Genomic DNA, 21,333 nt, shown 5'->3' with positions numbered 1-21,333 from the left:
GGCTTCCGCATGGCTGTGGCCCGTGCCCCTGGCGAGGTCGAGGTGGCTCATTCAGCAGCCGCGGACGGCGTAGTCCCGCACCGGGGGCCAGGACGCCGGCGGGGTGGTGCCCCAGTCCCAGATCGACACGCCGACGGCGCCCTGGTCGGCCGCGGCCCGCGCCATGGACGCGTAGTCGCCGGCGGGGATGCCGACGCCGAAGCCCCCGACGACCGACACCGCGGCGCACGGCTCCCCGAGGTTGCCGCGCACGCGGGCGATGTTCTCGCTGGTGTACCGGTAGGCGTCACGCCAGCCCGACGCCGCCGTCCGGTTGCTCCAGTACGCCATGGGCAGCCACACCTGGTACAGGGGCGCGAGCTGCCGCCACGGGAAGCGCGGCCAGTACGCGGTGTTGAGCACATCGGTGACCACGGGTGGGAGCACGATGGCGCCGAGCGTGGTGGTCGGCGCGTAGGCGGCCAGGCGGGTCGAGAGGTCGACGAGGCGGGCGTTCCGGAGGTCGACGTCGGTCACCGTCAGGTCCTCGATGTCCACCGCGACGGCGTCGAAGGCCTGCCCGGAGGCGCGGAAGTCGACCACGGCCCGCAGCCGGCGCAGGTCGGCCTCCACGTCGGTGAGCTCCGGCAGGTACCAGGCCACCACCTGCAGGCCGCGCGCGTGGGCGCGGGTGAGGAACTGGCCGAGCAGGTCGGGGCTGAGGAGATCCGGGAAGCGCGGGTCCTTGGAGGCTGCCTGCAGGTAGAGGGTGTCCACCCCGGCGGCCGCCATCGCGTCGACCGCCGATGGCGCGATCGGCGGGTTCGGCCCGCCGAACTCCCGGCTGAACCCGTAGCGGGACACCCAGGTGCCCGAGCGGTCGTAGGGGTCCAGCACCGCGGTGCGCACGGTCCCGGTGGCCGCCGTCCAGCGCAGGAAGCCGCCCTGGAAGTCGCTCTGCCGTCCGGCGTTCACGTCGTACTCGTCGCTGATGGGGTAGCCGAGACGGCTGCGCTCCCAGCCCATCGCCCCCCACGTCGCGAGGATGGAGCCGTGCACCTCGTGCGCGCCGGTCGCCGGGGTCCAGTAGATCGCCCCGCCCTGGAAGAAGCTCGAACGGCCGATCCCGTCGGGCATGGGGAACTCGTCGGTGACCGGGTAGCCGAGCACGCTGCGCTCCAGCCCCATCGACCGCCACTTCGCGAGGATGGCGCCGTGCACCTCGTGCGCTCCCGTGGCCGGGGTCCAGTAGACGAAGCCGCCCTGGAAGAAGGAGCCGCGGCCTACGCCGTCGGGCGTGGGGAGTTCGTCGCTGACCGGGTAGCCGAGGAAGCTCCGCTCCCAGCCCAGCGAGCCCCACTTCGCCAGGATGTCGCCGTGCACCTCGCGGGCGCCCGTGGCGGCGGTCCAGTAGATGGCGCCGCCGGTGTAGTACTGGAAGAGGCCGGACCGGTCGGGGGTGGGCAGCACCGCGGTGGTCGGAGCTCCGAGGAACCCGCTCGCCCCACCGAGCTCGCAGTGCCGGCGCACCACCGGGTCGGCCTGCGTGCACACCGGGGCGGCCGCCGCGGGCGGGATGTGGACGAGCCCCGCGGTGAGCAGGGCGATCAGCAGGACCATCACGAGTCGACGACGCCGGACCGGCACGGGGACCACCTCCCGGCGGGGGCGCCGCGACCACCCTGGTCGGGCGCCGGACCGTCATAGAAGCGTGCGCGGCACAGCGGCACCGGGCCCAGAGCCCCTGGACTCCGGTAGCCAGGACGTTGGAACCGCGGCCGGTTCCGGCGGATCGGACCGATCATGACCGCCGGGACCGACGACCACGGGAGAGGCCATGGCCGGGACAGCAGATGATCGCGATGCCGTCGACCGCGCCGGGCCGGCCGACCTGGCCGTGCGTTCCCTGGGCCGGCGCGGCCTGCCGATGCAGCTGGCCGCCGTGCTCGTGCTCGCTCCCGGTGGAGCGGGGCCGGACGAGGTCGCACTCCTGGTCGCCGACCGGCTGGGACGGGTGCGGCGGCTGCGCCAGCGGCTGGTCCGCACGCCCCCGGGTGCCGGCCGGCCGGTGTGGGTGGACGACCCGGACGCCGACCCCGCAGGGCACGTCCGGCTCCTGCCCTGCCCTCCGCCGGAGGACGAGCAGGCGCTCCTCGATCTCGCCACCTCGGCCGTGAGCGAGCCGCTGCCCGCGGACCGCCCGGGGTGGGCTGCGACCGTGGTCCCCGGGATGGCGGGCGGGCGGACCGGCGTCGTCGTGGTGCTGTCCCACGTCCTGGCCGACGGCATCGGGGGTCTGGCGCTGCTCGCGGCGCTGGTGGACGGGGCACCCCCGTCCCGGCCGGCGGCTCCCGCCCCGCGCCCGTCCTACCGCGTCCTGGTCGCCGATGCCTGGTGCGGCCGCCGGCTGGCACTGGGCCGCTGGCGGGCCGGCGTGCGGGAGCTGCGGGACGCCGTGCGCTCGGCCGGCGGGACGCGTGCGCCGCGGGCCACCGACTGCTCGCTGCTCGCCCCCACGGGTGCACGCAGCCGTGCAGCCGCCGTGCAGGTGGACCTGGCGCGGCTGCGTGCCGCGGCGCACCGCGCGGGCGGCACGGTCAACGACGCCCTGCTGGTCGCGGTCGCCGGGGCCCTGGGCGACCTGCTGGCCGCGCGCGGGGAAGAGGTCGACCCGGTCCTGGTCACGGTGGTGGTCACCGCGCGGCGGACCGCGGGCGCCGACCGGCTGGGCAACGCCACCACCCCGCTGGTGGTCGCCGTCCCGGTGGCCGGGGACCCGGCGGGGCGGCTGCGCTCCTTGGCCGGCACGGTGCGGGCCGCGCGGGACGCGGCGACCGGCCCCTCGCTGCCCGCCCTGCTGGGGCCGCTGTTCCGGGTGCTCGCCGCAGCGGGCGCCTACCGCTGGTACCTCCGCCACCAGCGCCGCTTCCACACCCTGGTGAGCAACGTGCCCGGACCTGACCGGCCCCTGGCGCTGGGCGGACGGACGATCGAGGCGATCTGGCCGGTCGCCGTGGGGGAGGCCGGCAACGTGACCGTCGCCTTCGACGCGCTGTCCTACGCCGGCACGCTGACCGTGACGGCGATCGCCGACGCCGGTCGCGTGCCCGACCTGGCCGTGCTCACCGCCGCGCTGGAGGCGCAGTTCGAGGCCCTCGTCAGGCAGCCGGGACCGGCAGCGTCACCGTGAGGCTGGTCAGCACCTCGCCGGTCCAGGTCCGGCCGGCGAGGTCGACACGCACGCTCGCCCCGCCGTCGTCGGTGACGGTGACGGTGCCGAACTGCCCGGCCCCGGGGAAGGTGCCCTCGCTGTACGGGCCGCCCTTCACGTCGCCGCGCGAGTCCAGGGCCGCGGCCTGGAGCAGCGGGAAGCCGGCGCCGCCCCCGGTGCTGTAGCCGGTGCCGCTGCCGTCGTCGATGGCGACCATGTGGGCGTCCCCGCTCACCATCACCAGGTCGTCCACCCTCGCGGCGGCCAGCGTGTCCGCGATGCGGCGGCGCTCGTCGGCGTGGCCACCCCACGTGTCGGCTCCCGGGGAGTCGGGGGCGATCCACGGGGTGGGGTTCACCCACAGCACGAGGGCGTGGGTGCGGCTCGCGGTGACCAGCTCCTCCTCCAGCCAGGCCAGCTGCCGGGCTCCCAGCATGGTGCTACCGGTGCGCTCCGAGCGGGTGTCGGTCACCACCACGCGGACCCGGCCGAGCGTGAAGGCGCGGTGGATGGCGCCGCCGGGCCCCTCGGCCAGCGCGTGGTGGGGGACGTAGGTGCGGTAGGCCTCCCGGGCGGCCGACCGCGCGGGCGACGACGCATCGGCGTTCTCCGGCCCGTAGTCGTGGTCGTCCCACACGTAGTCGACCGGCACGCTGCGGTACAGGGCGGCCTGGGCCGGCGCGGTGACCACGTCCTCGTACCGATCGCCGAAGGCGGCCGGGTCGTCGCGCTCGATGTTGGCGTAGTGCAGGTCGCCGGTGTGCAGGAACAGCAGCGGGTCGACGGCGCGGATGGCGTCGAAGACCGCGCCGCTGGACCCGGTGCGGGCGCACGAGGCGACGGCGAGGGTGAAGGATGCGGGCCCCTCCGGCGCCGTCGTCAGGCGGCCGCGTCCCCGGGAGCCGTCCGGGACACCGTCCACCTCGACGGTCCAGCGGTACCTCGTCCCGGGTTCCAGGCCGCCCACCTCGAGGCGCACGACCCCCTCGTCCGACGGTTCCGCGGGTGCCGACCGCACCACGTCGCCGCCGGCGGCGGGTGCGACCACCAGGCGCGCCGTCCCACCGGGCCGATCCAGGCCCGCGACCACCTGGGCCGACCGGGCGGTGACCCCGCCCGACCACGCCCACTCGACGGAGTCGACGGGCAGGGCGAGGGTGGCCGAGCGGGGGTGCAGCGGCCCGAAGAAGAAGTCGCTGGTCGCCGTGGCCCCGGCGAAGGTGCCCGCGAGCAGCAGTGCCGTGGTCATCGCCAGGACCACCACCGAGCGCATCGAGCGGCGGTGCTGCCAGGCGACCCACATCAGGAACGCCGGGAGCAGGAACGCCGCGGCGACCAGCAGGCTGACCCACGGCTGGTAGGTGGTGGCCGCGAAGACGGCCAGGACGGTCCCGGCCAGCGCGGCCAGCGCGGCGCCGGTGGCGTGCCAGCGCAGCGCCACGAGCCCCGCGATCGCCGCCAGGCCGAGCAGGCCCAGCTGCAGCTGCCGCGTCAGGGCCGGCCCGATGGCCTCGCCCTCCGGGCTGACCGGCAGGCCCTCGACCACCGCCAGCCCGAGGAACACGAGCACGGTGGCGGCCATCAGCCAGCGGGCGGCGCGGCGCAGAGCGCGCTCCTCGGCCGGCGTGACCGGCAGCAGCCCCGGTCCGGCCGCAGCATCGCCGGGAGCCTCCCAGGGGCAGGCCGAGCAGCGCCGGTGCCGGCGCGGCTGCTCCAGCGCCCACCAGGTCGCCAGCACCAGCGCCAGCCCCACCAGGACCCCGGCCACGGCGTCCGAGGGCCAGGTCAGCCGGGCCCGCACGACCTCGACGGCGACCACGACGGCGCCCGTACCGGTCAGAGCGAGGGTGGCCAGCGCCGGGCCGCGGCGTCGGGTGCGGACGAAGACGGCCAGGGGCAGCAGGCCGGCGAACAGCGTGGCTTGGAGCACCGGCGCGCTGGGCAGCGACCCGGTCAGGCCGGCCATCGCCCCGTCGGGCGGGAACGCGCGCTCGAGCCGATCAGCGAGCACGGCGGTGCCGACCAGGGCCGCCACCACGACGGTCAGCTGTCCGAGCGCGAACGTCACGCAGCGCAGCCCCACGAGGCCGACGACGACGGAGAGCACGATCGCCACCGGCACGGTGCCCAGCTGCGCCCACGGCAGGACCGGGTCCACGGGTGCGGAGATCTCGTCGTCGATCTCGGCGAGCAGCTGAGGCGCGCCGGCGGTGGTGAAGACGAACTGCGTCGCCGCCACGGCGGAGAGGACCGCGGCCCAGCCGAGGATCAGGACCCCACGTCGGCCTCCGTCCTCGGGGACCTGGCCCAGGGGAGTGCTGGCCAGCAGCGGCCGCAGCCACCGCGGTGGGGACGGCCAGGTGACGGCCGCGGCGGTGGAGAGCACCGCGACCGCGGCCATGCCGGCGACGACCAGCAGCAGCGCCGCGTACATCCACGCCAGCCCCTCGAACATGCCGCCGCGCGCGGGGGCGTAGTTCTTGGTCGCTCCGCGCGCCCCGTAGACGGCCAGCGCGCCGGTGACCAGGGCCAGCAGCACGTAGTGCACGCGCGGGCGCAGTCCTGCGGCGAGCGCGGTGTCCGGCGGCTCCCCGGTCCGGACGAAGCCCGCCACCGCGGCGGCCTCCAGCGCGGTCGCGCGGGTCCGGCCGCGCCGCCGGCGGCCGTGCAGGGCGTCGCGCACGAGCGTGAACCCGGAGACGAGGAGTCCCGCGCCCATGATGGCCGGCACGAAGATCTGCGCGCGGTCGATGTCGGCGTCGGCCCACCAGTCCTCGCGGACGCGACGGCGCCTCACCGGTCCTCCTCGGGCTGGACCTCGACGGTGCCCGCGTCGCCGTCGACGGAGACCAGGCGGCCGTCCAGCGCCCCGCTCGCCCCGGCGACGTTCAGGACGGCCGGCAGACCGAGCTCCCGGGCGACGATCGCCGCGTGCGACAGCGGCCCGCCGCGCTCGACGACGATGGCGCCCGCCCGGAGGAACACCGGGGACCAGCCGGCGTCGGTCGCCGCGGCCACGAGGATCTCACCCGGCGCGAGGAGGTCCGGCTCCGGTGCCGTGAGCGTGCGGGCCCGCCCCGTGTGCCGCCCCGGCGCCGCGGCCCACCCGGTGAGCCGCGCCCCGGTGGGCGCGACGGGCGCGGGGGCGGCCGGTGCCCCGGTGAAGCGCAGCGGCAGCGGCGGATCCGTCGCCCGCTGTTCCAGCCACCGTCGCCGGCGGGCCAGCACGGCCGGCGCGGGCGGCGCGCCGGCCAGGGCGGGCGCGAGCTCGGCGTCCCGCAGCAGGTCGACGTCCGCAGCCCCGGGGAGCACTCCGCCGGCCGTCAGCCGTCCGCCCAGCTCGAGGTGCACGCGGCGCACCTCCCCGCCGACGGCGAGGACCGCCGACTTGACCTCCTCCCGCCGCGCCAGCCCCTCGGCGGCGTCGGCGATCTCGCGGCGCAGCACGTGCAGCCGGACGTCCACCAGCTGACCGGTCAGGATCCGGACCCGCCGCCAGCGCCGCTCACCGGTGAGCGCCTCCTCCAGCTCGCGGCGGGCCCCGTCGGGGTCGGGCCGGGCCGTGCCCTGCCGCGGCTCCGGGAGCCCACCGGTCTCGGCCCAGGTGGCACCAGCGAAGACCGACCTGCTGTCCAGGGGACGCGGGCCCCGCCGGGCGCCGGCACCCGCGGTGACCCGCTGCGCAACGGCCGCCGCGCCTCCCTCGCCCAGGTACCCGGCGAGGCGCGCCTCGAGCTGCTGGTACGCCGCCACCGCCGCGGAGGCGACCGCCAGCTCCACGGTCATCGCCCGGGCCCCGAGGTCGACCAGCCGGCGCCGGTAGGCCAGCAGCTGGGCGTCGGTCAGGTCCGCGAGGTGCGGCGGGTCGTCCAGCAGCGCCGGGACGGCGGCGAGCAGGACCCCGGCCTCGGTCGTGGAACGGCGGCGGGCCGTGCCGGCGCGCAGCTGCAGCGGGACCGTGCGCCACCACGGTGCGGGGGAACCGTCGGCGGCGCCCGGCAGCGCGGCGCCGAAGTACTGCCGCTCCAGCTCGGCCTCCGAGCCGCCGGGGATGCGGCGCGCCGCAGCGCGCAGCGCGTCGAGGTCGAGCGCGGCGCGACCGCGGACCCGACGGATCAGGTCGTGGGGGCCGTCGCGCCCGTCGCCCAGGCCCCACAGGCGGCCGAGCACCTCGCGGAAGGCCTCCTCCACCAGGAAGGAGGAGACGTCCCACACCAGCGGCGGGAGCACCCCGGGGAGGGTCTCGCCGATCGCGGCGGTGGTGAGCTCCGCGTCGTCCGGCGCGGTGTCGCAGCCGTCGTCCGCCCGGGCCGGGCCCGTCGTGATCGGCCGCGCCTGCACCAGCCACGTCCGATCGCCGTCCCAGGCCCACTCGACGTCCTGCGGCCGGCCGCCCTCCGTCCGCTCCACCTCCAGCGCCAGCGCCCCCGCCTCGCGGACCTGCGCGGGCGCGACCTCGTCGGCCCAGCCGTCGCGGGGGAGCAGCCACACGTCGGGTGTCCGGGCACCGGAGACCAGGGACTCGCCGAGCTCGGGGACCGCCTCCACCCGCATCCGGCCGGCTGCGCCGCCCGGGTCGACGGTGAACACCACCCCGGCGGAGCGCGCCGGCACCATCCGCATCAGGACGGCGGGCATGGCGATGTCGTCCTCGCGGATGCCCCAGGCGCGCCGGTAGGCGCACGGCGCGGGATGCCACAGGGAGGCCCACGTCAGGCGGACGGCGCGCAGGGCAGACTCCGGGCCGATGTCGAGGCTGGAGCGGTACTGGCCGGCGAACGACGCGCCGGCCATGTCCTCCACCGTGGCCGACGAGCGGACGGCCACGGGCTGGTCGCCGCCGGTCGCCGTGACGGCTCCGACGATCTCCGCGGCGATGGCGTCGGGCACCGGGACGGCCAGGAAGGCCGCGTCCACCTCGGCGGCGGGCACGACCTCGCCGGCCCGCAACCGCGACAGCAGCCCGTGCAGGTCGGGGTGTCCGGCGACCGCCCGGTAGGTGGACGCGGTGACGACTGCCGTGGGCGGCACCGGGAATCCGGCCTGGACCAGGCGGTCGAGCGACGCACCCTTGCCGCCGAGCTGATCCGGTGGGGCGGGGACGCCCCGGCGGAGCGGGAGGACCGCCGAGGAGGTGGTCGCGGGAGCGGACGTCACGCCGGATCCCGCGGCTCGCCGACCAGACCGGCGCGGTAGGCGGCGACGCAGCGGTCGGCGAGCCGGTCGAGCGGCTCACCGGTGGCCGTGCTCTGCCGCCGCAACCACGTGGCGAGGTCCCGGCGCAGCGCGACGGCGGACCGGCCGCGGAGGCCCGCGGCGAGCGCCGCGAGCTGCACGGCCGCCACTGCTGCCATCAGGAGGGCGAGGTCGCCGTCGGAGTCGCGGAGGGCGTCCACCAGCGCCACGGCGACGCCGATCAGCGCCACGACCTGGAGGAGGGGGAGGGGGTGCACGATCGCCGTCCGGACGCCGCAGGGAGGGGACCCCTCGGACGCTAGGTCGTGGGAGCCGCGTGGCCCCGGGCCGAGCGGCCCCTCTCGAGGGGACCTTCGGCGGCCTGCCCCACCCCGGTCGCCACCCGCCGGCAGGGGACAGGAGGGCGGGAGACGGCACAGCAGTGCGGAAGACGGTGGTGACGACCCACCGCAGGCGCTGGCGGACACCGTGCACCGGTTCTGGGCCGACTTCGTCGCGACCGGGACCCCGGGTGGCCGCGCTACGACGTGGGCCGGCGCGCCGTGGTGCGGCTGGACGTCGAGCCGCGCGTGATTCGGAGGACCCGTGGGCGGCCGCGAGCGACCTGTGGGACGGGCCCCGCTGACCGCTGCGGCCGCGCGGGCCCAGCGGCCCCTGCAGCCAGGACCTTCGGCGTCTGGGTCCACCGTGGCGCCGGCGCTGGACTGGGGGCACCGACGACTGGGAGGTCAGCCATGGAGGCGATGGTCTGCTACGGCCCGGGCAAGCGGAGCTGGGAGGACGTGCCCGCCCCGCGGATCCAGGACCCGGAGGACGTCGTCGTGCAGGTGGACGGCTTCACCATCTGCGGCACCGACCTGCACATCCTGCGGGGCGACGTCCCGGAGTTCCCGCCCGGGACGATCCTGGGGCACGAGGCCGTCGGCACCGTGACCGAGGTCGGGCCCGGCGTCCGGACCGTGACGACCGGGGACCGGGTCCTCGTCTCGTGCATCACCGCGTGCGGTCGCTGCTCCTACTGCCGCGAGGGGCGCTACGGGCAGTGCCAGGGCGGCGGCGGCTGGCTCCTGGGGCACACCATCCACGGGGTGCAGGCCGAGGCCGTGCGGGTGCCCTACGCCGACGGGTCGGTGCACCGGCTGCCGGAGGGGGTGGCCGACGAGGCGGCGCTGATGCTGGCCGACATCCTCCCCACCTCCTACGAGGTGGGGGCGCTCAACGGGCAGGTGCGGCCCGGCGACACCGTCGTCGTCGTGGGGGCGGGCCCCATCGGGCTGGCCGCGGTCATGACCGCGGGCCTGTACACGCCGCAGCGGATCGTCGTCGTCGATCCGGTGGAGTCCCGGCGGGCCGCGGCGACCGCGTTCGGTGCGGACCTCGCGCTGTCGCCCGACGACGACGTCGTCGCGGCGGTGCGCGAGCTCACCGGCGGGCTCGGAGCCGACGTCGGGATCGAGGCCGTCGGCGTGCCTGCGGCATTCGACCTCGCCGTCGACGTCGTGCGCCCGGGAGGCCGGGTGGCCAACATCGGCGTGCACGGCAAGCCCACGACGCTGCACCTCGAGCAGCTGTGGATCCGGGACGTCACGATCACCACGGGGCTGGTCGACACGGTGTCCACGCCGATGCTGCTGCGGATGCTCCAGGCGGGGAAGCTCGACGCGGGCCGCATGGTCACCCACCGCTTCGGCTTCGACCAGGCCCCCGAGGCCTACGACCTGTTCGACGACCCGGTGGCCTCGGGTGCGTTGAAGGTCGCCGTCCTCCGCTGACGAGGAGCTGGACATGCGCCGCACCGTGCTCACCGCCCTGCTCCTGCTCACCGGCCTGCTCACCGGCTGCGGTGACGACGGCGACGACCCCGGCGGCGGGGCGGCGCAGACGGGCGCCTCGCAGTCCACGCCGTCCCCCTCGCCGTCGGACGGAGGGGACGGCGGGGACGGGGACGGCGGGGGCAGCACCGCTTCGCCGCGGCCGCCCTTCCCGGCGAACACGCAGCCGGACACCCAGCAGGCCTCGGCCGACGCGCTGGGGAACGTCACGGAGATCCGCGTCGGCCGGCACGAGGGCTACGACCGGGTCGTGTTCGAGTTCGACGGCGCGGGGACGCCGGGCTGGGACGTCCGGTACACCGACCAGCCGTCGCGGCAGGGCAGCGGCGAGGTCGTCGACCTGGCCGGGGACGCGGCGCTCCAGGTCACGATCACGGGCGTGGGCTACCCGCCCGACACCGGCATCGAGGAGTACGCCGGTCCGCAGCGTCTGTCCGGCGACGGCACGGAGGTGGTGACGGAGGTCTTCTTCGACGGGACGTTCGAGGGTGTCACGGTGGCCCTGGTCGGCACGGAGTCGGAGACGCCGTTCCGGGTGTACCTCCTGGAAGGCCCGGCACGGGTCGTCCTCGAAGTCGCGGACGCATCCTGACCGGCGCCGCCGCCGGAGAACCGGCGCCGGCGCCCCGGCACCCGCTGCTGCGGCCGGTGGTGGCCGTCCTGCTCGCCCTGGCCGCCTACTACCTGGTCCCGATCTCCGGATCCACGGTCGAACCCACCACCCTGGTCCGAGCGGGAGCCACCGTGGCGGTGCTGGGCCTGGCCGTGTGGTCGGTCGGGCGGGAGGTCCTGCGCGCCGCTCGGAGCCGCGATCCAGGGGCCCGGCTGGGCCGGCTGCTGGTCGCGCTCGTCGGGGGAGTCCTGGTCTTCGCCCTCGTGGACCACACCGTCGCGCACGCCGGGGAGGGCCAGTTCGTCGGTCTGGAGACGCGGACCGACGCGCTCTACTTCTCCCTGGCGACGCTCACGACGGTGGGGTTCGGCGACGTCCACGCCGCGGGGCAGCTCGCCCGCCTGGTCGTCAGCACGCAGATGATCTTCAACGTCGTGGTCCTCGCCACCGCCGCGCAGATCCTGTGGCAGGGGTTGGCGCGGCGCAGGAAGGGCGAGGAGCGCTAGCCCCGCGCCGTCGTCCGGGCCCGGGGTTCCGGGACCCCGTGGGCGCCACGTGGCAGCTGCGCCGCGGGCGCCAGGGGGTTGTCCCTCCAGCCACGGGTGGCGACGATGGAGGAGCACGCACCCGACCGCTGGGCCGGGACGACCAGAGGTGCGAGTGACATGGCCACGACCAGCGCAGTTGCCGAGACCGGTAGCCACCTGACGCCTGCGGCCTCGGTCGCCCGGTTGTTCTACGACCGGGTCGCGGCCAGCGGGGACGAAGAGGCGTTCCGGTTCCCCGCCGCGACGGGCTGGACGTCGGAGACCTGGCGCGACACCGCGGGGACGGTGCAGGCGCTGGCAGCCGGGCTGCTGGCGCTGGGGATCCACCCCGAGGACCGGGTCGCCATCGCCGGCACCACCCGGATCGAGTGGATCCACGCCGACCTGGCGATCATGTGCGCCGGTGGCGCGACGACGGCGGTCTACCCCTCCAGCAGCGCCGAGGACGTCGGCTTCATCCTCGCCGACAGCGGGTCGCGGATCGTCTTCGCGGAGGACGACGTCCAGGTCGCCAAGCTGCGTGCTCAGCGCGCCCGGCTGCCCGACGTGATGCGGGTGGTCACCTTCGACGGCTCGACCGACGGCGACTGGGTGATCGGCCTCGCCGACCTCCGCGGCCTGGGCGCGGAACTGCTCAGCACGTCCCCTGCCGCCGTGGACGACGCGGTGGCCGCCGTCGGCCCCGACCACCTGGCCACCCTCATCTACACCTCGGGCACGACGGGGCGACCCAAGGGCGTGGAACTGCCGCACCGCTGCTGGACCTACATCGCCGCCGCGGCCGAGGCCCTCGGCACGCTCCGCGCTGACGACCTGCAGTACCTGTGGCTCCCGCTGGCGCACTCGTTCGGCAAGATGCTGGAGGCGGTGCAGCTGCAGATCGGCTTCCCCACCGCCGTCGACGGCCGCATCGATCGCATCGTGGCCAACCTTCCCGTCGTCCGCTCCACGTTCATGGCCGGCCCGCCGCGGATCTTCGAGAAGGTCCACGCGGGCGTCGAGCAGACCGTCCAGGGGGAGGGCGGTCTCCGGCTGCGGCTCTACACCAGGGCGATCGCCGTCGGAGGCCGGTTCTGGCGGGCTCGGCTGGACGGCCGTCGCACCGGACCGGTGCTGCGGGCGCAGCACGCCCTGGCCGACCGGTTGGTGCTGTCGAGGATCCGGGCCCGGCTCGGCGGGCGGATCCGCTTCCTCGTCTCGGGCAGCGCCGCGCTCTCCCCGGACGTCGCGGCGTGGTTCGGCGCGGTCGGCATGCCGATCCTCGAGGGGTACGGGCTGACCGAGACCGCGGGTGGCGCGTGCGTCGCCGATCTCGACCGGCCCGTCCCCGGACTCGTCGGGGCGCCGCTGGCCGGCACCGAGGTCCGGATCGCCGACGACGGCGAGATCCTGATCCGCGGCCCGCTGGTCATGCGGGGCTACCACGGCCGGCCGGACGCCACCGCCGAGGCGCTGGACCCGGACGGTTGGCTGGCCACCGGCGATGTCGGCGAGCTCGACGCGGAGGGCAGGCTGCGGGTCACCGACCGGAAGAAGGACCTGATCAAGACGTCGGGCGGCAAGTACATCGCTCCGCAGGGCGTCGAGAGCGCGTTCAAGGCCGTCTGCCCGCTGGCGAGCCAGATGGTGGTGCACGGCGAGGGTCGCCGCTACGCGACCGCGCTGATCGCCCTCGATGCCGACGCGCTGGCCCGCTGGGCCGAGGCGCAGGGGCGGACGCAGGTCGACTACGCGGCTCTCGTCGCGGACGAGGCCGTCGGCGAGTACGTGCGGCACTCCATCGACGAGCTCAACGCCCGGCTCAACCGCTGGGAGACGATCAAGGACTTCCGGATCCTCGACCACGACCTGACGGTCGAGGCCGGGGAGCTGACCCCGAGCATGAAGCTGAAGCGGAAGGCCGTCGAGGCGAGGTACGCGGAGCTCCTGGACTCCATGTACGGCGAGCGGTCGGGCACGCCTCCCCGCTGATCGCGTGCGGCGATGCGCTCCGGCGTGGACGCCGGACGTCCCGTGGACGGGGGACGTCCGGCTCTGCGTCCGCGCGACGGCACCGGCCACGGTGGACGCGCACCGGTACCTCAACCGACCAGGAGCGCCCGCCATGACCACGACGCGTACGCGCAGCTCCGCCGCCGGCGTGGCTCCGCGCTCACGGGACCGCAGCATCGCGGGCCTGCTCCTGCTCCTCGCCGGCTCGGCGGTCGTCCTGGGCATCATGACCGCCGAGGCCCTGTACCCGGTCGCCTACGACCTGCACGACAACACCGTCAGCGACCTGGCGGCGATGCGTCCCGACGACCTCGTGCGGCAGCCCTCGGCGGCCATCTTCAACACCACGATGATCGTCTGCGGTGTGCTGATCGCGGTCGCCGCCTTCCTGCTGCACCGGTCCCGCGCCGGCCTCCGGGCGGTGCTCCCGGTCGCGGCGCTGGGCATCGGGATGATCGGCGTCGGGGTCTTCCCGGGCAACACGGTGATGGCCGTCCACCAGCTGGTCTCGATCGCCACGTTCCTCTCCGGCGGGCTCGCGGCGATCCTGACCGCCCGGCTGACGGTCCGGGTGCTGCGCCCGGTGCACGTGCTGCTCGGGGCCGTGGCGCTGGCCTTCCTGCTCGGCTACACGTTCCTCGGGGACCTCGCGGTCTTCGACCGGCTCGGCGAGGGAGGCGTCGAGCGCTGGATCGTCTACCCGGTGGTCCTGTGGATCGTCGTGTTCGGTGCCGCGCTGACCGCGTCGCAGCCCGATCCCGCCGACGCGGGCTGACCGGCCGCGCCACTCGCCCCCGTGGACGCAGTGCTGGGTCGGGGCGACCGCGGGGAGGACGTCGAGCCCGGCGGTGCCGCTCAGGGCGGCGTCAGTCCGTGGACCATGAGTGCCACGAGCTCGAGCAGGCCGTCCTGGTCGATGCCGTCCGGTGAGGCGAGCGGACTGGTCTGCACCCCGAAGAGGCTCGCCAGCAGCATCATCGCCATGCGGACGGGGTCCAGATCGGGCCGGACCCGCCCCAGGGCCTGCTCGGCGCGGAGGTACTCCGCCAGCAGGTGCGGGGGCCCGCCGAGGCCCTCGATCGCCTGCCGGAGCTCGTCGCCGGCCAGATGGCGCTGGAGTTCCGGCATCGCCGCCATGGCCAGCTCCAGCGGCACGACGCTCTCGCGCAGGCGGGACAGCTGGCGGAACGTGTCGGCGAGGACCTCCTCGACCGGCCGGCTGCCCGCCAGCGCGGGCAGCCCGGCCATCCAGCCGCTCACTTCCCGCTGGCCCTCGAGGAGGGCGGCCGTGAAGAGAGCGCGCTTGTCGGGGAAGTGCCGGTAGATGGAACCCTCCGCGACGCCGGCCCGCTCGGCGATGACCCGGGTGGTGGCGTCGTGGTAGCCGACCTCCGCGACCAGCTCCGTGGTCGCCCGGATGAGGGCGGCCCGGGTGTCGGTGCCACGTGGCATGGCGAAGGCTCCCTCTGTCGCATGCCGTGCGGAAACGGCGGGTCAGTCCGTGATGTCGCGTCGTCGGAAGACGGCGAAGGACACGACGGCGGCGAGCGCGATGTACGCGAGCCCCAAGCCTAGGGCGCCGTGGTAGCCGAGCTCGGCGGTGCCGCCGTCGGCCAGCGCGCTGATGGTCGTGCCGGGCAGCCACTCGGCCACCGAGGCGAGGGCGGCGGTGATGACCGCCTCCAGGAGCAGGACGTAGCCGACGCCCGCACCGATCGCCACGCCGGCGGAGCGGGTGACGACAGCCAGCGCCAGGCCGATGGTGCCCCAGACCAGAAGGGAGAGGTAGAGGTTCACCGTCGCGCTCAGCGCGATCGGTAGCAGGTCCTCGCCCCACGCGGTGGGCTCGAACCCACCGGCCGAGGCGGCGACGGGGGCGGTCATCAGGTTCACCACGAGGGCGACCAGCGTCGCGCCGGCGGTCATGACGGCGAGTGCGAGCCACTTGCCGGCCACGAGCCGCCAGCGCCGCGGCTCGGCCGCGGCGAGCACGCGCACCAGCCCGCTGGAGTAGTCCGACGCCGTCGCGAGCGCCCAGAAGGCCAGCGCCACGACGCCGAAGAAGGACGCCGCCGCGGACAGGCCGGAGACGATGCCGGAGACGCCCAGCAATTCCTCGGCGCTCGGGAAGGCGACGCCCGGTCCGTTCTCGACCGGTTGCGCGCCCTGTTCGACCACCTGGAACATCACGACGTTGATCAGCACCGCGAACAGCGCCGTCAAGGCCGCCCAGCCGAGGAGGATCCCCGGCCGGCGGAGCCGCACGAGCTCGCTCCGGACGACGGCGATCATCGGGCCGGCTCCTGGACGGGGTCGCGGCGGCCGGACGATGCGGCCGCTCGCGATCTGGACAACTCGCCGTCGTCGCCGCCGGTGAGTTCGAGGAAGATCGACTCGAGGCTGTCCCGGCTCACGGACAGCGAGCGCAGCGTGATGCCGGCCCGCGCGGCCGCACGGTTGAGCGACGCGGCGGCATCCCCTTCGCCGACCACGCGGAGGCGCCCCTCGTCCGGGCTGACGCTCCACCCCGCATCGATCAGGACCTGCATGAGCCGTCCGAGGTCCTCGGCGTGTTCCGGCGCCATGTCCACGTGGGTGGTGGCGCGGTCGAGCAGCTCGTCGATGGGGCCGTTGAAGAGCAGCACCCCGAAGCGGATGACGACCAGGTGCGTGCAGACGCTCTCGATCTCCGAGAGCAGGTGCGAGGACACGATCACCGTGCGGCCGGACTCGCCCAGCCGCTGCAGGAGGGCGCGGATCTCGACGATGCCCGCCGGGTCCAGGCCGTTGGTCGGCTCGTCGAGGATGAGCAGGGCGGGGTCCGGGAGGAGGGCGGCGGCGATGCCGAGCCGTTGCTTCATGCCGAGGGAGTAGCGCTTGACCGGTTCGGTCTCCCGCCCGAGGAGGCCGACGATGTCGAGCACCTCGTCGACCCGTCCTCGGGGGATGCCGCGGAGCAGGGCCAGGGAGATGAGGTTGGCTCGCGCGGAGAGGCCGGGCACGAAGGCGGGGCTCTCGATGAGCGCGCCGACCGCGCCCGCGTAGGTGGAGGGGTCGGTCGCCGGCCGGCCCAGCACCTCTGCGCTCCCACTGCTCGGTGCGACCAGCCCGAGCAGCATCCGGATCAGGGTGGACTTCCCCGACCCATTGGGCCCGACGAGGCCGATCACCCCGTGCGAGGGGATGGCCATGCTGAGGTCGTCGACCGCGACGAGCGGCCCGAAGCGGCGGATCAGAGACGTCGTGCGTATCGCTGTGGCGTTCATCGGGGCATCCCTGGACGTGAGTGAGTGCCCACTCACCATACAGCCGCGTGGTGAGGCGCGCCAGGACCGCCAGGTCGTGGCCGCGGGGGGTCGTGGCCCGGAGCCGTCAGGCGTAGCAGCGGAGCGGGCCGCCGTGGAAGGTGACCATGTCGCGCAGCGCGGCGAGCTGGTCCAGGGGAGCGCCACGCCCGCCGCCATCGACCTCCAGGAGGGCGCGGTGCAGGTTCCCGACGATGCGCTCGGCGTCGAGCCACCCGGCGTACTCGCCCAGGTCGGTCTCGCGGGCGGCCTCCAGCGGGGACAGCCCGGCAGCGTGCGCCTGCTCGGCGGTGCGCTGGACGAACCGCAGGTAGCCCTCGGTCCGCTCCAGGACATCGGGCCCGCACACCCCGCCGTGCCCCGGGACGACGACCCGGGGTGCCAGCGCCCGGAGCCGGTCCAGAGCCTCGAGGGCTCCGGCGATCGACCCGGCGAGCAGGAAGGGCGTGCCCCCGTCGAAGACCAGGTCGCCGGTGAACAGCACGCCGTCGTCGGGCAGCCAGGCGATCGAGTCGTTGGTGGTGTGCGCCGCCGTCCCGACGTGCCGCACCTCCACCCGGCGGTCGTCGACCCAGACGTCAACGCCGTCGCGGTAGGTGACGAAGGGCGGGGCCGGGGGCAGCTCGCCCCACTCGACCGGCTCGAAGAAGACGCCGTCCGGTGGGGGCTGCTGCCCGATCACCAGCCGCCGGGTCTCCTCGTGGCCGAGGATCGTCGCCTCGGGGAACCAGCCGTTGCCGAACGTGTGGTCGCCGTGGTGGTGGGTGTTGAGCAGCGTGCGCACCGGGGCGGCGGTCACCCGCCCGATCGCCTGCACGAGGCCGCGGGTGCGCCGTTCGGTGGAGCAGGCGTCGACGGCGAACACCCGGGAGCTCCCGACGACGAAGCCGGTGTTGTTGATCCACCAGCTGCCGTCGGGCTGGATGTAGGCGAAGACGCCGTCGGCGACCTCCTCGACCCGGGGGTCGGGCACGCCCGCTGCGTCGTCGCCGTGTCCGGACACCTGGCCCCCTCAGCCCTGCTGGTCAGCGGGGCGGAGGGCGTGGACCTCGTCCTGCTCGACCCGCCCGACCCGTCCGGCCCCGTCGGAGGCCGACACGTGCGTCACCCGGCGCACGCTGTCCCCTCCGCCTGCCGACCCGGACCGGGTGCTCATCGCATCCCGGCGGTCGCGCGGCGTCAAGGCGATCGCCCGCGGTCGACGCCACGGCCGCCCCCTGTGCCGGTTGCGCGGGAGGCGCTTGCCGGCAGCCGCCGCTCCTCGGCAGGCTGCCGCCATGGAGGTCCCGCTGACCGTCGAGGACCGGGCGATCCTCGACCTCGAGGACGCCAGGCTGGTCGGGCACACCGCCACGGTCGTCCACCTGGGCGGGGGCTCGCCCGACCTGCGGCAGTTGCGCGCCGGGATCGCCCGCCGGCTGCCGCAGGCGCCGAGGCTGACCTGGCGGCTGAGCGGACCGTCGGACGCGCCGGTGTGGCGCTCGACGGAGGTCGACGTCGCCGCGCACGTCCGGGCCGTCGATGCGGCCGGTCCGTTCGACGAGGCCGGCCTGCGCTCCGAACTGGTGCGATTGTTCCGCGAGCCCCTGGACCGGAGCCGGCCGTTGTGGCGGATGGACGTGGTGGGCCCGGTGGTGGGCGGCGGCGCGGTGCTGGTGTGGCGGGTGCACCACGCGCTGGCCGACGGCGGGACCGTCATGCGCCTGGCCGAGGACGTGCTCTGGGACCCCGCGCCGGCCACCGCCGGAATCGGCGGGAACGGCCCCGGAGTGCCGAGATCGAGGAGTCCCGGCGGGGACCTCCAGCGCTCGTCTCTCGCCGGGGTGCTGACCGGTGAACTCGTGCCCGGGCTGCGACGCTCCCCGTTCGACGCGGAGGTGGGGCGCCAGCGCACGGTCGCCCTGGCCGTGACCTCGGTGTCGGCGTTGCACGAGGCCGCCGGCAGGCTGGCCGGGGCGACGCTGAACGACGCCGTGCTCGCCGTGGTGGCGGGTGCGCTGCGCCGCTGGCTGGAGCACCGGCACGGGCCGGTCCACGGGCTGAGGGTCAAGGTGCCGGTGACCCTGCACCACGACGGTGACCAGGCAGGCAACCGCGACTCCTGGTTCCGGGTGGACCTGCCGGTGGACGAGCCGGATCCGATCGCGCGACTCGCCGTGGTCCGCCGGGAGACGGCTCTGCGGAAGGCTCGCCACGATGCCCAGGAGCTGGACGAGCTCGGAGACAGGATGGCCCGGTTCTCGCCTCGGCTGGCGGGTCTGGCCCAGCGGCTGCAGCGCAGCGGGCGGTCGTTCGCGCTCAACGTGTCCGACGTGCGTGGCCCGCACCGGTCGGTCACGGTGCTCGGCGAGCCGGTCGGCGCCGTCCAGCCCTTGGTGGAGGTCGCACAGCACCACGCGCTGCGGGTGGCGGTGCTGTCGGTCGCCGACCGGCTGGGCTTCGGGCTGGTGGCCGACCCGTCGGTCGTCGGCGACCTCGACCTGCTCGCCGAGGCGGTGGAACAGGAGGCCGCCGAGCTCCGCTGACGATCCCGGCCGGGACCGCCACGCGGGACCTGACGGCGTCAGGGGAAGGGGACGCTCAGCCGGCGAGAGGCACGTGACGCGGAGCGGATCAGTCGGCCCAGTCGGGTGTTGGGCCCAGTCCCAGGCGCCATCGACCGGCTTGCTCAGAGGGGCTGGACCCGCCCAACGCCAGGCTCATCGCGCGCAGCTGGAGTCGGCTCACCGTGAGCTGGCCGCGGTCGGCGAGCGTCCGTCCGGAGCGACCGGGGACGCCGGCGAGAGATGCGATGGTGGGGGAGACCAGGAGCGCAGCGGCGCCGGAGAACCCGGAGTAGACGACCCGCTCGGGCAGGCTCAGACCCGGCGGCGCGGCGAGGAAGGCCAGCAGGTCCGCCGGTACCGGTTCCAGCACCGGGGCGTACCCCGCCAGGGCCTCGGCGAGCTCCGACTCGGTGGTGGGGAGGTCGGTCGCCCCCAGTGCCCGGGCGCTGCGGGACCACTCGCTGACATAGGCATCGCCCCAACGCGGGCCGAAACGGCTCATGTCCCGGCCGACGGCGGTCTGCGCGGCCAGGAAGGCGTCGGTGAAGGCCAGGTGCACCCAGCGCAGCAGCTCCGGCTCGCCCGCGGAGTAGGGCCGCCCGTCGTCGGTGCTGCCGCGGACCGTGCGGTGCATGCCGCGGACCCGCGCCGCCTCCCGTTCGGCCAGCTCGGCGGACCCGAACGTGGTCACGACCAGCCAGCGGGCGGTGCCGGCCAGCCGCTTCCAGGGGTCCTCGCGGTAGGCGGAGTGCCGTTGCACTCCCGCCAGCGCCAGGGGGTGCGCGCCCTGACCGAGGAGTGCCGCGACGCCGCCGACCAGGGTCGAGAGGTCACCGTGCACCCGCCAGACGATCCCGTCGGGCTCGAACCAGCCCGGCCCCGCCCCCACTCGCGCGATGTCGCGCACCCAGTCCGGCGCGCCGTCCGGGTCACCGGAGACACGGGCGCGGAACACCGCCCGGGTGCGGGCGGTCAGCTCGCTGAGCAGGGGGGCCACAGCGCCATCCTGAACCGGATCGACCTGACGCGCCCGTGCGTCCCGACTAGGCTCCGGTCCGTGCCGCGACGTGTCGGCCGTGACGCCCTGCTGGACGATCGCCAGGTCGTCCAGGGCCGGACGGCGTCCGCACGTCGGCCGTCGCCGGCGGCCGCTGCCGTCCCGCCCCGGACCCGCCGCGGATGACCGCGCTGGTCCTCCCCACCGGGGACGTCGACCTCGGACTCACCCTGGCGCCCTTCCTCATGCTGGCCGGCGACCCTGCCGTGCAGATGAGGCCCGGTCGGTTCGCGCGGGCCAGCCCGACCCCGGAAGGACCGGGGACGATCGTGGTGACGTGGGACGGTCGCCGCCCGGAGGCCGTCGTCGGCACGTACGGCGACGGAGCCGACTGGCTGGTCCGCCAGGCCCCGGGGATGCTGGGACTCCTCGACGACGTCAGCGGCTTCGCTCCCGCAGCCGGCCCGCTCCGGGCGCGCTGGAGCCGCTACCGGGGGGACCGCGTCGCCGCGTCGGGAAGCCTGTGGCACGACCTCGCCTGGTTCATCGTCCAACAGCGGATCGCACGCCACGCGGCGGCTGCGCAGTGGTCGCGCCTGGTCTCCGCGCTGGGGTCACCCGCGCCGGGAGCGAACGACCTCGTCGTCCCACCTCTACCGGAGGCCGTGGCCCGCCTGACCTACGGGGAGCTGCACCGCCTGGGCATCGAGCGTCAGCGCGCCGAGCGGCTCATCGCCGCTGCACGCTGCGCTCACCGGCTGCTCCGCAACCCCATACTCGACAGGGCCACCGCTCTGGCGGCACTCGGTGCCGTGCGAGGGGTGGGCCCGTGGACCACGAGCTGCCTGTCGGCGTTCACGTGGGGCTTCCCGGACACGGTCATCACCGGCGACGCCGGCATCCCCTCCATGGTCGCCTGGCTGCTCGCGGGCGAGCGACGGGCGGACGACCAGCGCATGCGCCAGCTGCTCGAGCCGTACCGTCCGCACCGCTACCGCGTGATCCGCCTGGCACTCGCCGGCGGCGGGCCACCGCGGCGAGCGCATCGTGCGCCGGTGCACGACATCCGTGGACGCTGAGCCGGCTGCGGACATCCCGCCTCCGCAGGCCCGAC

Annotated in this window: 17 protein-coding genes; 8 read left to right on the top strand and 9 right to left on the bottom strand. The window is 75.5% G+C overall.

The window, feature by feature from the left end; genetic code table 11:
* Positions 1-51: 51 nt before the first annotated feature.
* The gene (locus ACI79H_RS09640; protein ID WP_456554153.1) at positions 52-1,626 is read right to left on the bottom strand and encodes an LGFP repeat-containing protein; all 1,575 of its coding nucleotides are present in this window, start codon (positions 1,624-1,626) and stop codon (positions 52-54) included.
* Positions 1,627-1,816: 190 nt separating this feature from the next.
* Between ACI79H_RS09640 and ACI79H_RS09635 the strand changes: the two genes are divergently transcribed.
* A complete protein-coding gene (locus ACI79H_RS09635) occupies positions 1,817-3,169 on the top strand; it encodes a wax ester/triacylglycerol synthase domain-containing protein (protein ID WP_456554152.1) in 1,353 nt (450 codons plus the stop codon).
* On the opposite strand, the gene ACI79H_RS09630 is transcribed toward ACI79H_RS09635, so the two are convergent.
* The 3 genes from ACI79H_RS09630 to ACI79H_RS09620 are packed head-to-tail and all read right to left on the bottom strand — an operon-like array spanning position 3,138 to position 8,643.
* Positions 3,138-5,987 carry an alkaline phosphatase D family protein gene (locus ACI79H_RS09630; protein WP_456554151.1) on the bottom strand — a complete coding sequence of 950 codons (2,850 nt, stop codon included), beginning with the start codon at positions 5,985-5,987 and terminating at the stop codon, positions 3,138-3,140. The genes ACI79H_RS09635 and ACI79H_RS09630 overlap by 32 nt on opposite strands.
* Positions 5,984-8,347, bottom strand: a complete 2,364-nt coding sequence (locus tag ACI79H_RS09625) for a PEP/pyruvate-binding domain-containing protein (RefSeq protein WP_456554150.1) — start codon at positions 8,345-8,347, stop codon at positions 5,984-5,986. The genes ACI79H_RS09630 and ACI79H_RS09625 overlap by 4 nt, the downstream gene beginning before the upstream one ends.
* Complete coding sequence (locus tag ACI79H_RS09620) at positions 8,344-8,643, bottom strand: hypothetical protein (protein ID WP_456554149.1); 300 nt, start codon at positions 8,641-8,643, stop codon at positions 8,344-8,346. Before ACI79H_RS09620 ends, ACI79H_RS09625 begins: the two co-directional genes overlap by 4 nt.
* 477 nt (positions 8,644-9,120) lie before the next feature.
* Between ACI79H_RS09620 and ACI79H_RS09615 the strand changes: the two genes are divergently transcribed.
* From ACI79H_RS09615 to ACI79H_RS09595, 5 genes are all read left to right on the top strand, one after another.
* On the top strand, positions 9,121-10,158 hold the full coding sequence (locus ACI79H_RS09615; protein ID WP_456554148.1) for an alcohol dehydrogenase catalytic domain-containing protein: 1,038 nt from the start codon (positions 9,121-9,123) through the stop codon (positions 10,156-10,158).
* A gap of 13 nt (positions 10,159-10,171) precedes the next feature.
* On the top strand, positions 10,172-10,810 hold the full coding sequence (locus ACI79H_RS09610) for an AMIN-like domain-containing (lipo)protein (RefSeq protein ID WP_456554147.1): 639 nt from the start codon (positions 10,172-10,174) through the stop codon (positions 10,808-10,810).
* 56 nt (positions 10,811-10,866) lie between these two features.
* The gene (locus tag ACI79H_RS09605; RefSeq protein WP_456554146.1) at positions 10,867-11,337 is read left to right on the top strand and encodes a potassium channel family protein; all 471 of its coding nucleotides are present in this window, start codon (positions 10,867-10,869) and stop codon (positions 11,335-11,337) included.
* Between the two features lie 159 nt (positions 11,338-11,496).
* Positions 11,497-13,350 carry an AMP-dependent synthetase/ligase gene (locus ACI79H_RS09600; protein ID WP_456554145.1) on the top strand — a complete coding sequence of 618 codons (1,854 nt, stop codon included), beginning with the start codon at positions 11,497-11,499 and terminating at the stop codon, positions 13,348-13,350.
* A 133-nt stretch (positions 13,351-13,483) separates the two neighbouring features.
* Positions 13,484-14,146 carry a DUF998 domain-containing protein gene (locus tag ACI79H_RS09595; protein WP_456554144.1) on the top strand — a complete coding sequence of 221 codons (663 nt, stop codon included), beginning with the start codon at positions 13,484-13,486 and terminating at the stop codon, positions 14,144-14,146.
* Between the two features lie 80 nt (positions 14,147-14,226).
* On the opposite strand, the gene ACI79H_RS09590 is transcribed toward ACI79H_RS09595, so the two are convergent.
* From ACI79H_RS09590 to ACI79H_RS09575, 4 genes are all read right to left on the bottom strand, one after another.
* Positions 14,227-14,823: a TetR/AcrR family transcriptional regulator gene (locus ACI79H_RS09590; protein WP_456554143.1), complete on the bottom strand. Its 597-nt coding sequence runs from the start codon at positions 14,821-14,823 to the stop codon at positions 14,227-14,229.
* 42 nt (positions 14,824-14,865) lie between these two features.
* Positions 14,866-15,663 (bottom strand): ABC transporter permease subunit, encoded by a 798-nt coding sequence (locus ACI79H_RS09585; RefSeq protein WP_456554142.1) that lies wholly within the window; start codon positions 15,661-15,663, stop codon positions 14,866-14,868.
* Positions 15,660-16,637, bottom strand: a complete 978-nt coding sequence (locus ACI79H_RS09580) for an ABC transporter ATP-binding protein (protein ID WP_456554141.1) — start codon at positions 16,635-16,637, stop codon at positions 15,660-15,662. Before ACI79H_RS09580 ends, ACI79H_RS09585 begins: the two co-directional genes overlap by 4 nt.
* 106 nt (positions 16,638-16,743) lie before the next feature.
* Positions 16,744-17,649, bottom strand: a complete 906-nt coding sequence (locus ACI79H_RS09575) for an MBL fold metallo-hydrolase (RefSeq protein WP_456554140.1) — start codon at positions 17,647-17,649, stop codon at positions 16,744-16,746.
* Positions 17,650-17,953: 304 nt separating this feature from the next.
* Here ACI79H_RS09575 and ACI79H_RS09570 point away from each other — a divergent pair, with 304 nt between their 5' ends.
* Entirely contained in the window at positions 17,954-19,201 is a 1,248-nt protein-coding gene (locus ACI79H_RS09570) for a wax ester/triacylglycerol synthase domain-containing protein (RefSeq protein WP_456554139.1), read from the top strand.
* An 88-nt stretch (positions 19,202-19,289) separates the two neighbouring features.
* On the opposite strand, the gene ACI79H_RS09565 is transcribed toward ACI79H_RS09570, so the two are convergent.
* Positions 19,290-20,219 (bottom strand): oxygenase MpaB family protein, encoded by a 930-nt coding sequence (locus ACI79H_RS09565; RefSeq protein ID WP_456554138.1) that lies wholly within the window; start codon positions 20,217-20,219, stop codon positions 19,290-19,292.
* A 182-nt stretch (positions 20,220-20,401) separates the two neighbouring features.
* On the opposite strand from ACI79H_RS09565, the gene ACI79H_RS09560 reads away from it, so the two are divergent.
* Positions 20,402-21,298, top strand: a complete 897-nt coding sequence (locus ACI79H_RS09560; RefSeq protein WP_456554137.1) for a DNA-3-methyladenine glycosylase family protein — start codon at positions 20,402-20,404, stop codon at positions 21,296-21,298.
* The last annotated feature ends 35 nt before the right edge of the window (positions 21,299-21,333 follow it).

The organism is Blastococcus sp. SYSU D01042, assembly GCF_054050515.1.
The sequence above is the reverse complement of the archived record's forward strand: the minus strand, read 5'-3'. Positions and strand labels throughout refer to the sequence as shown.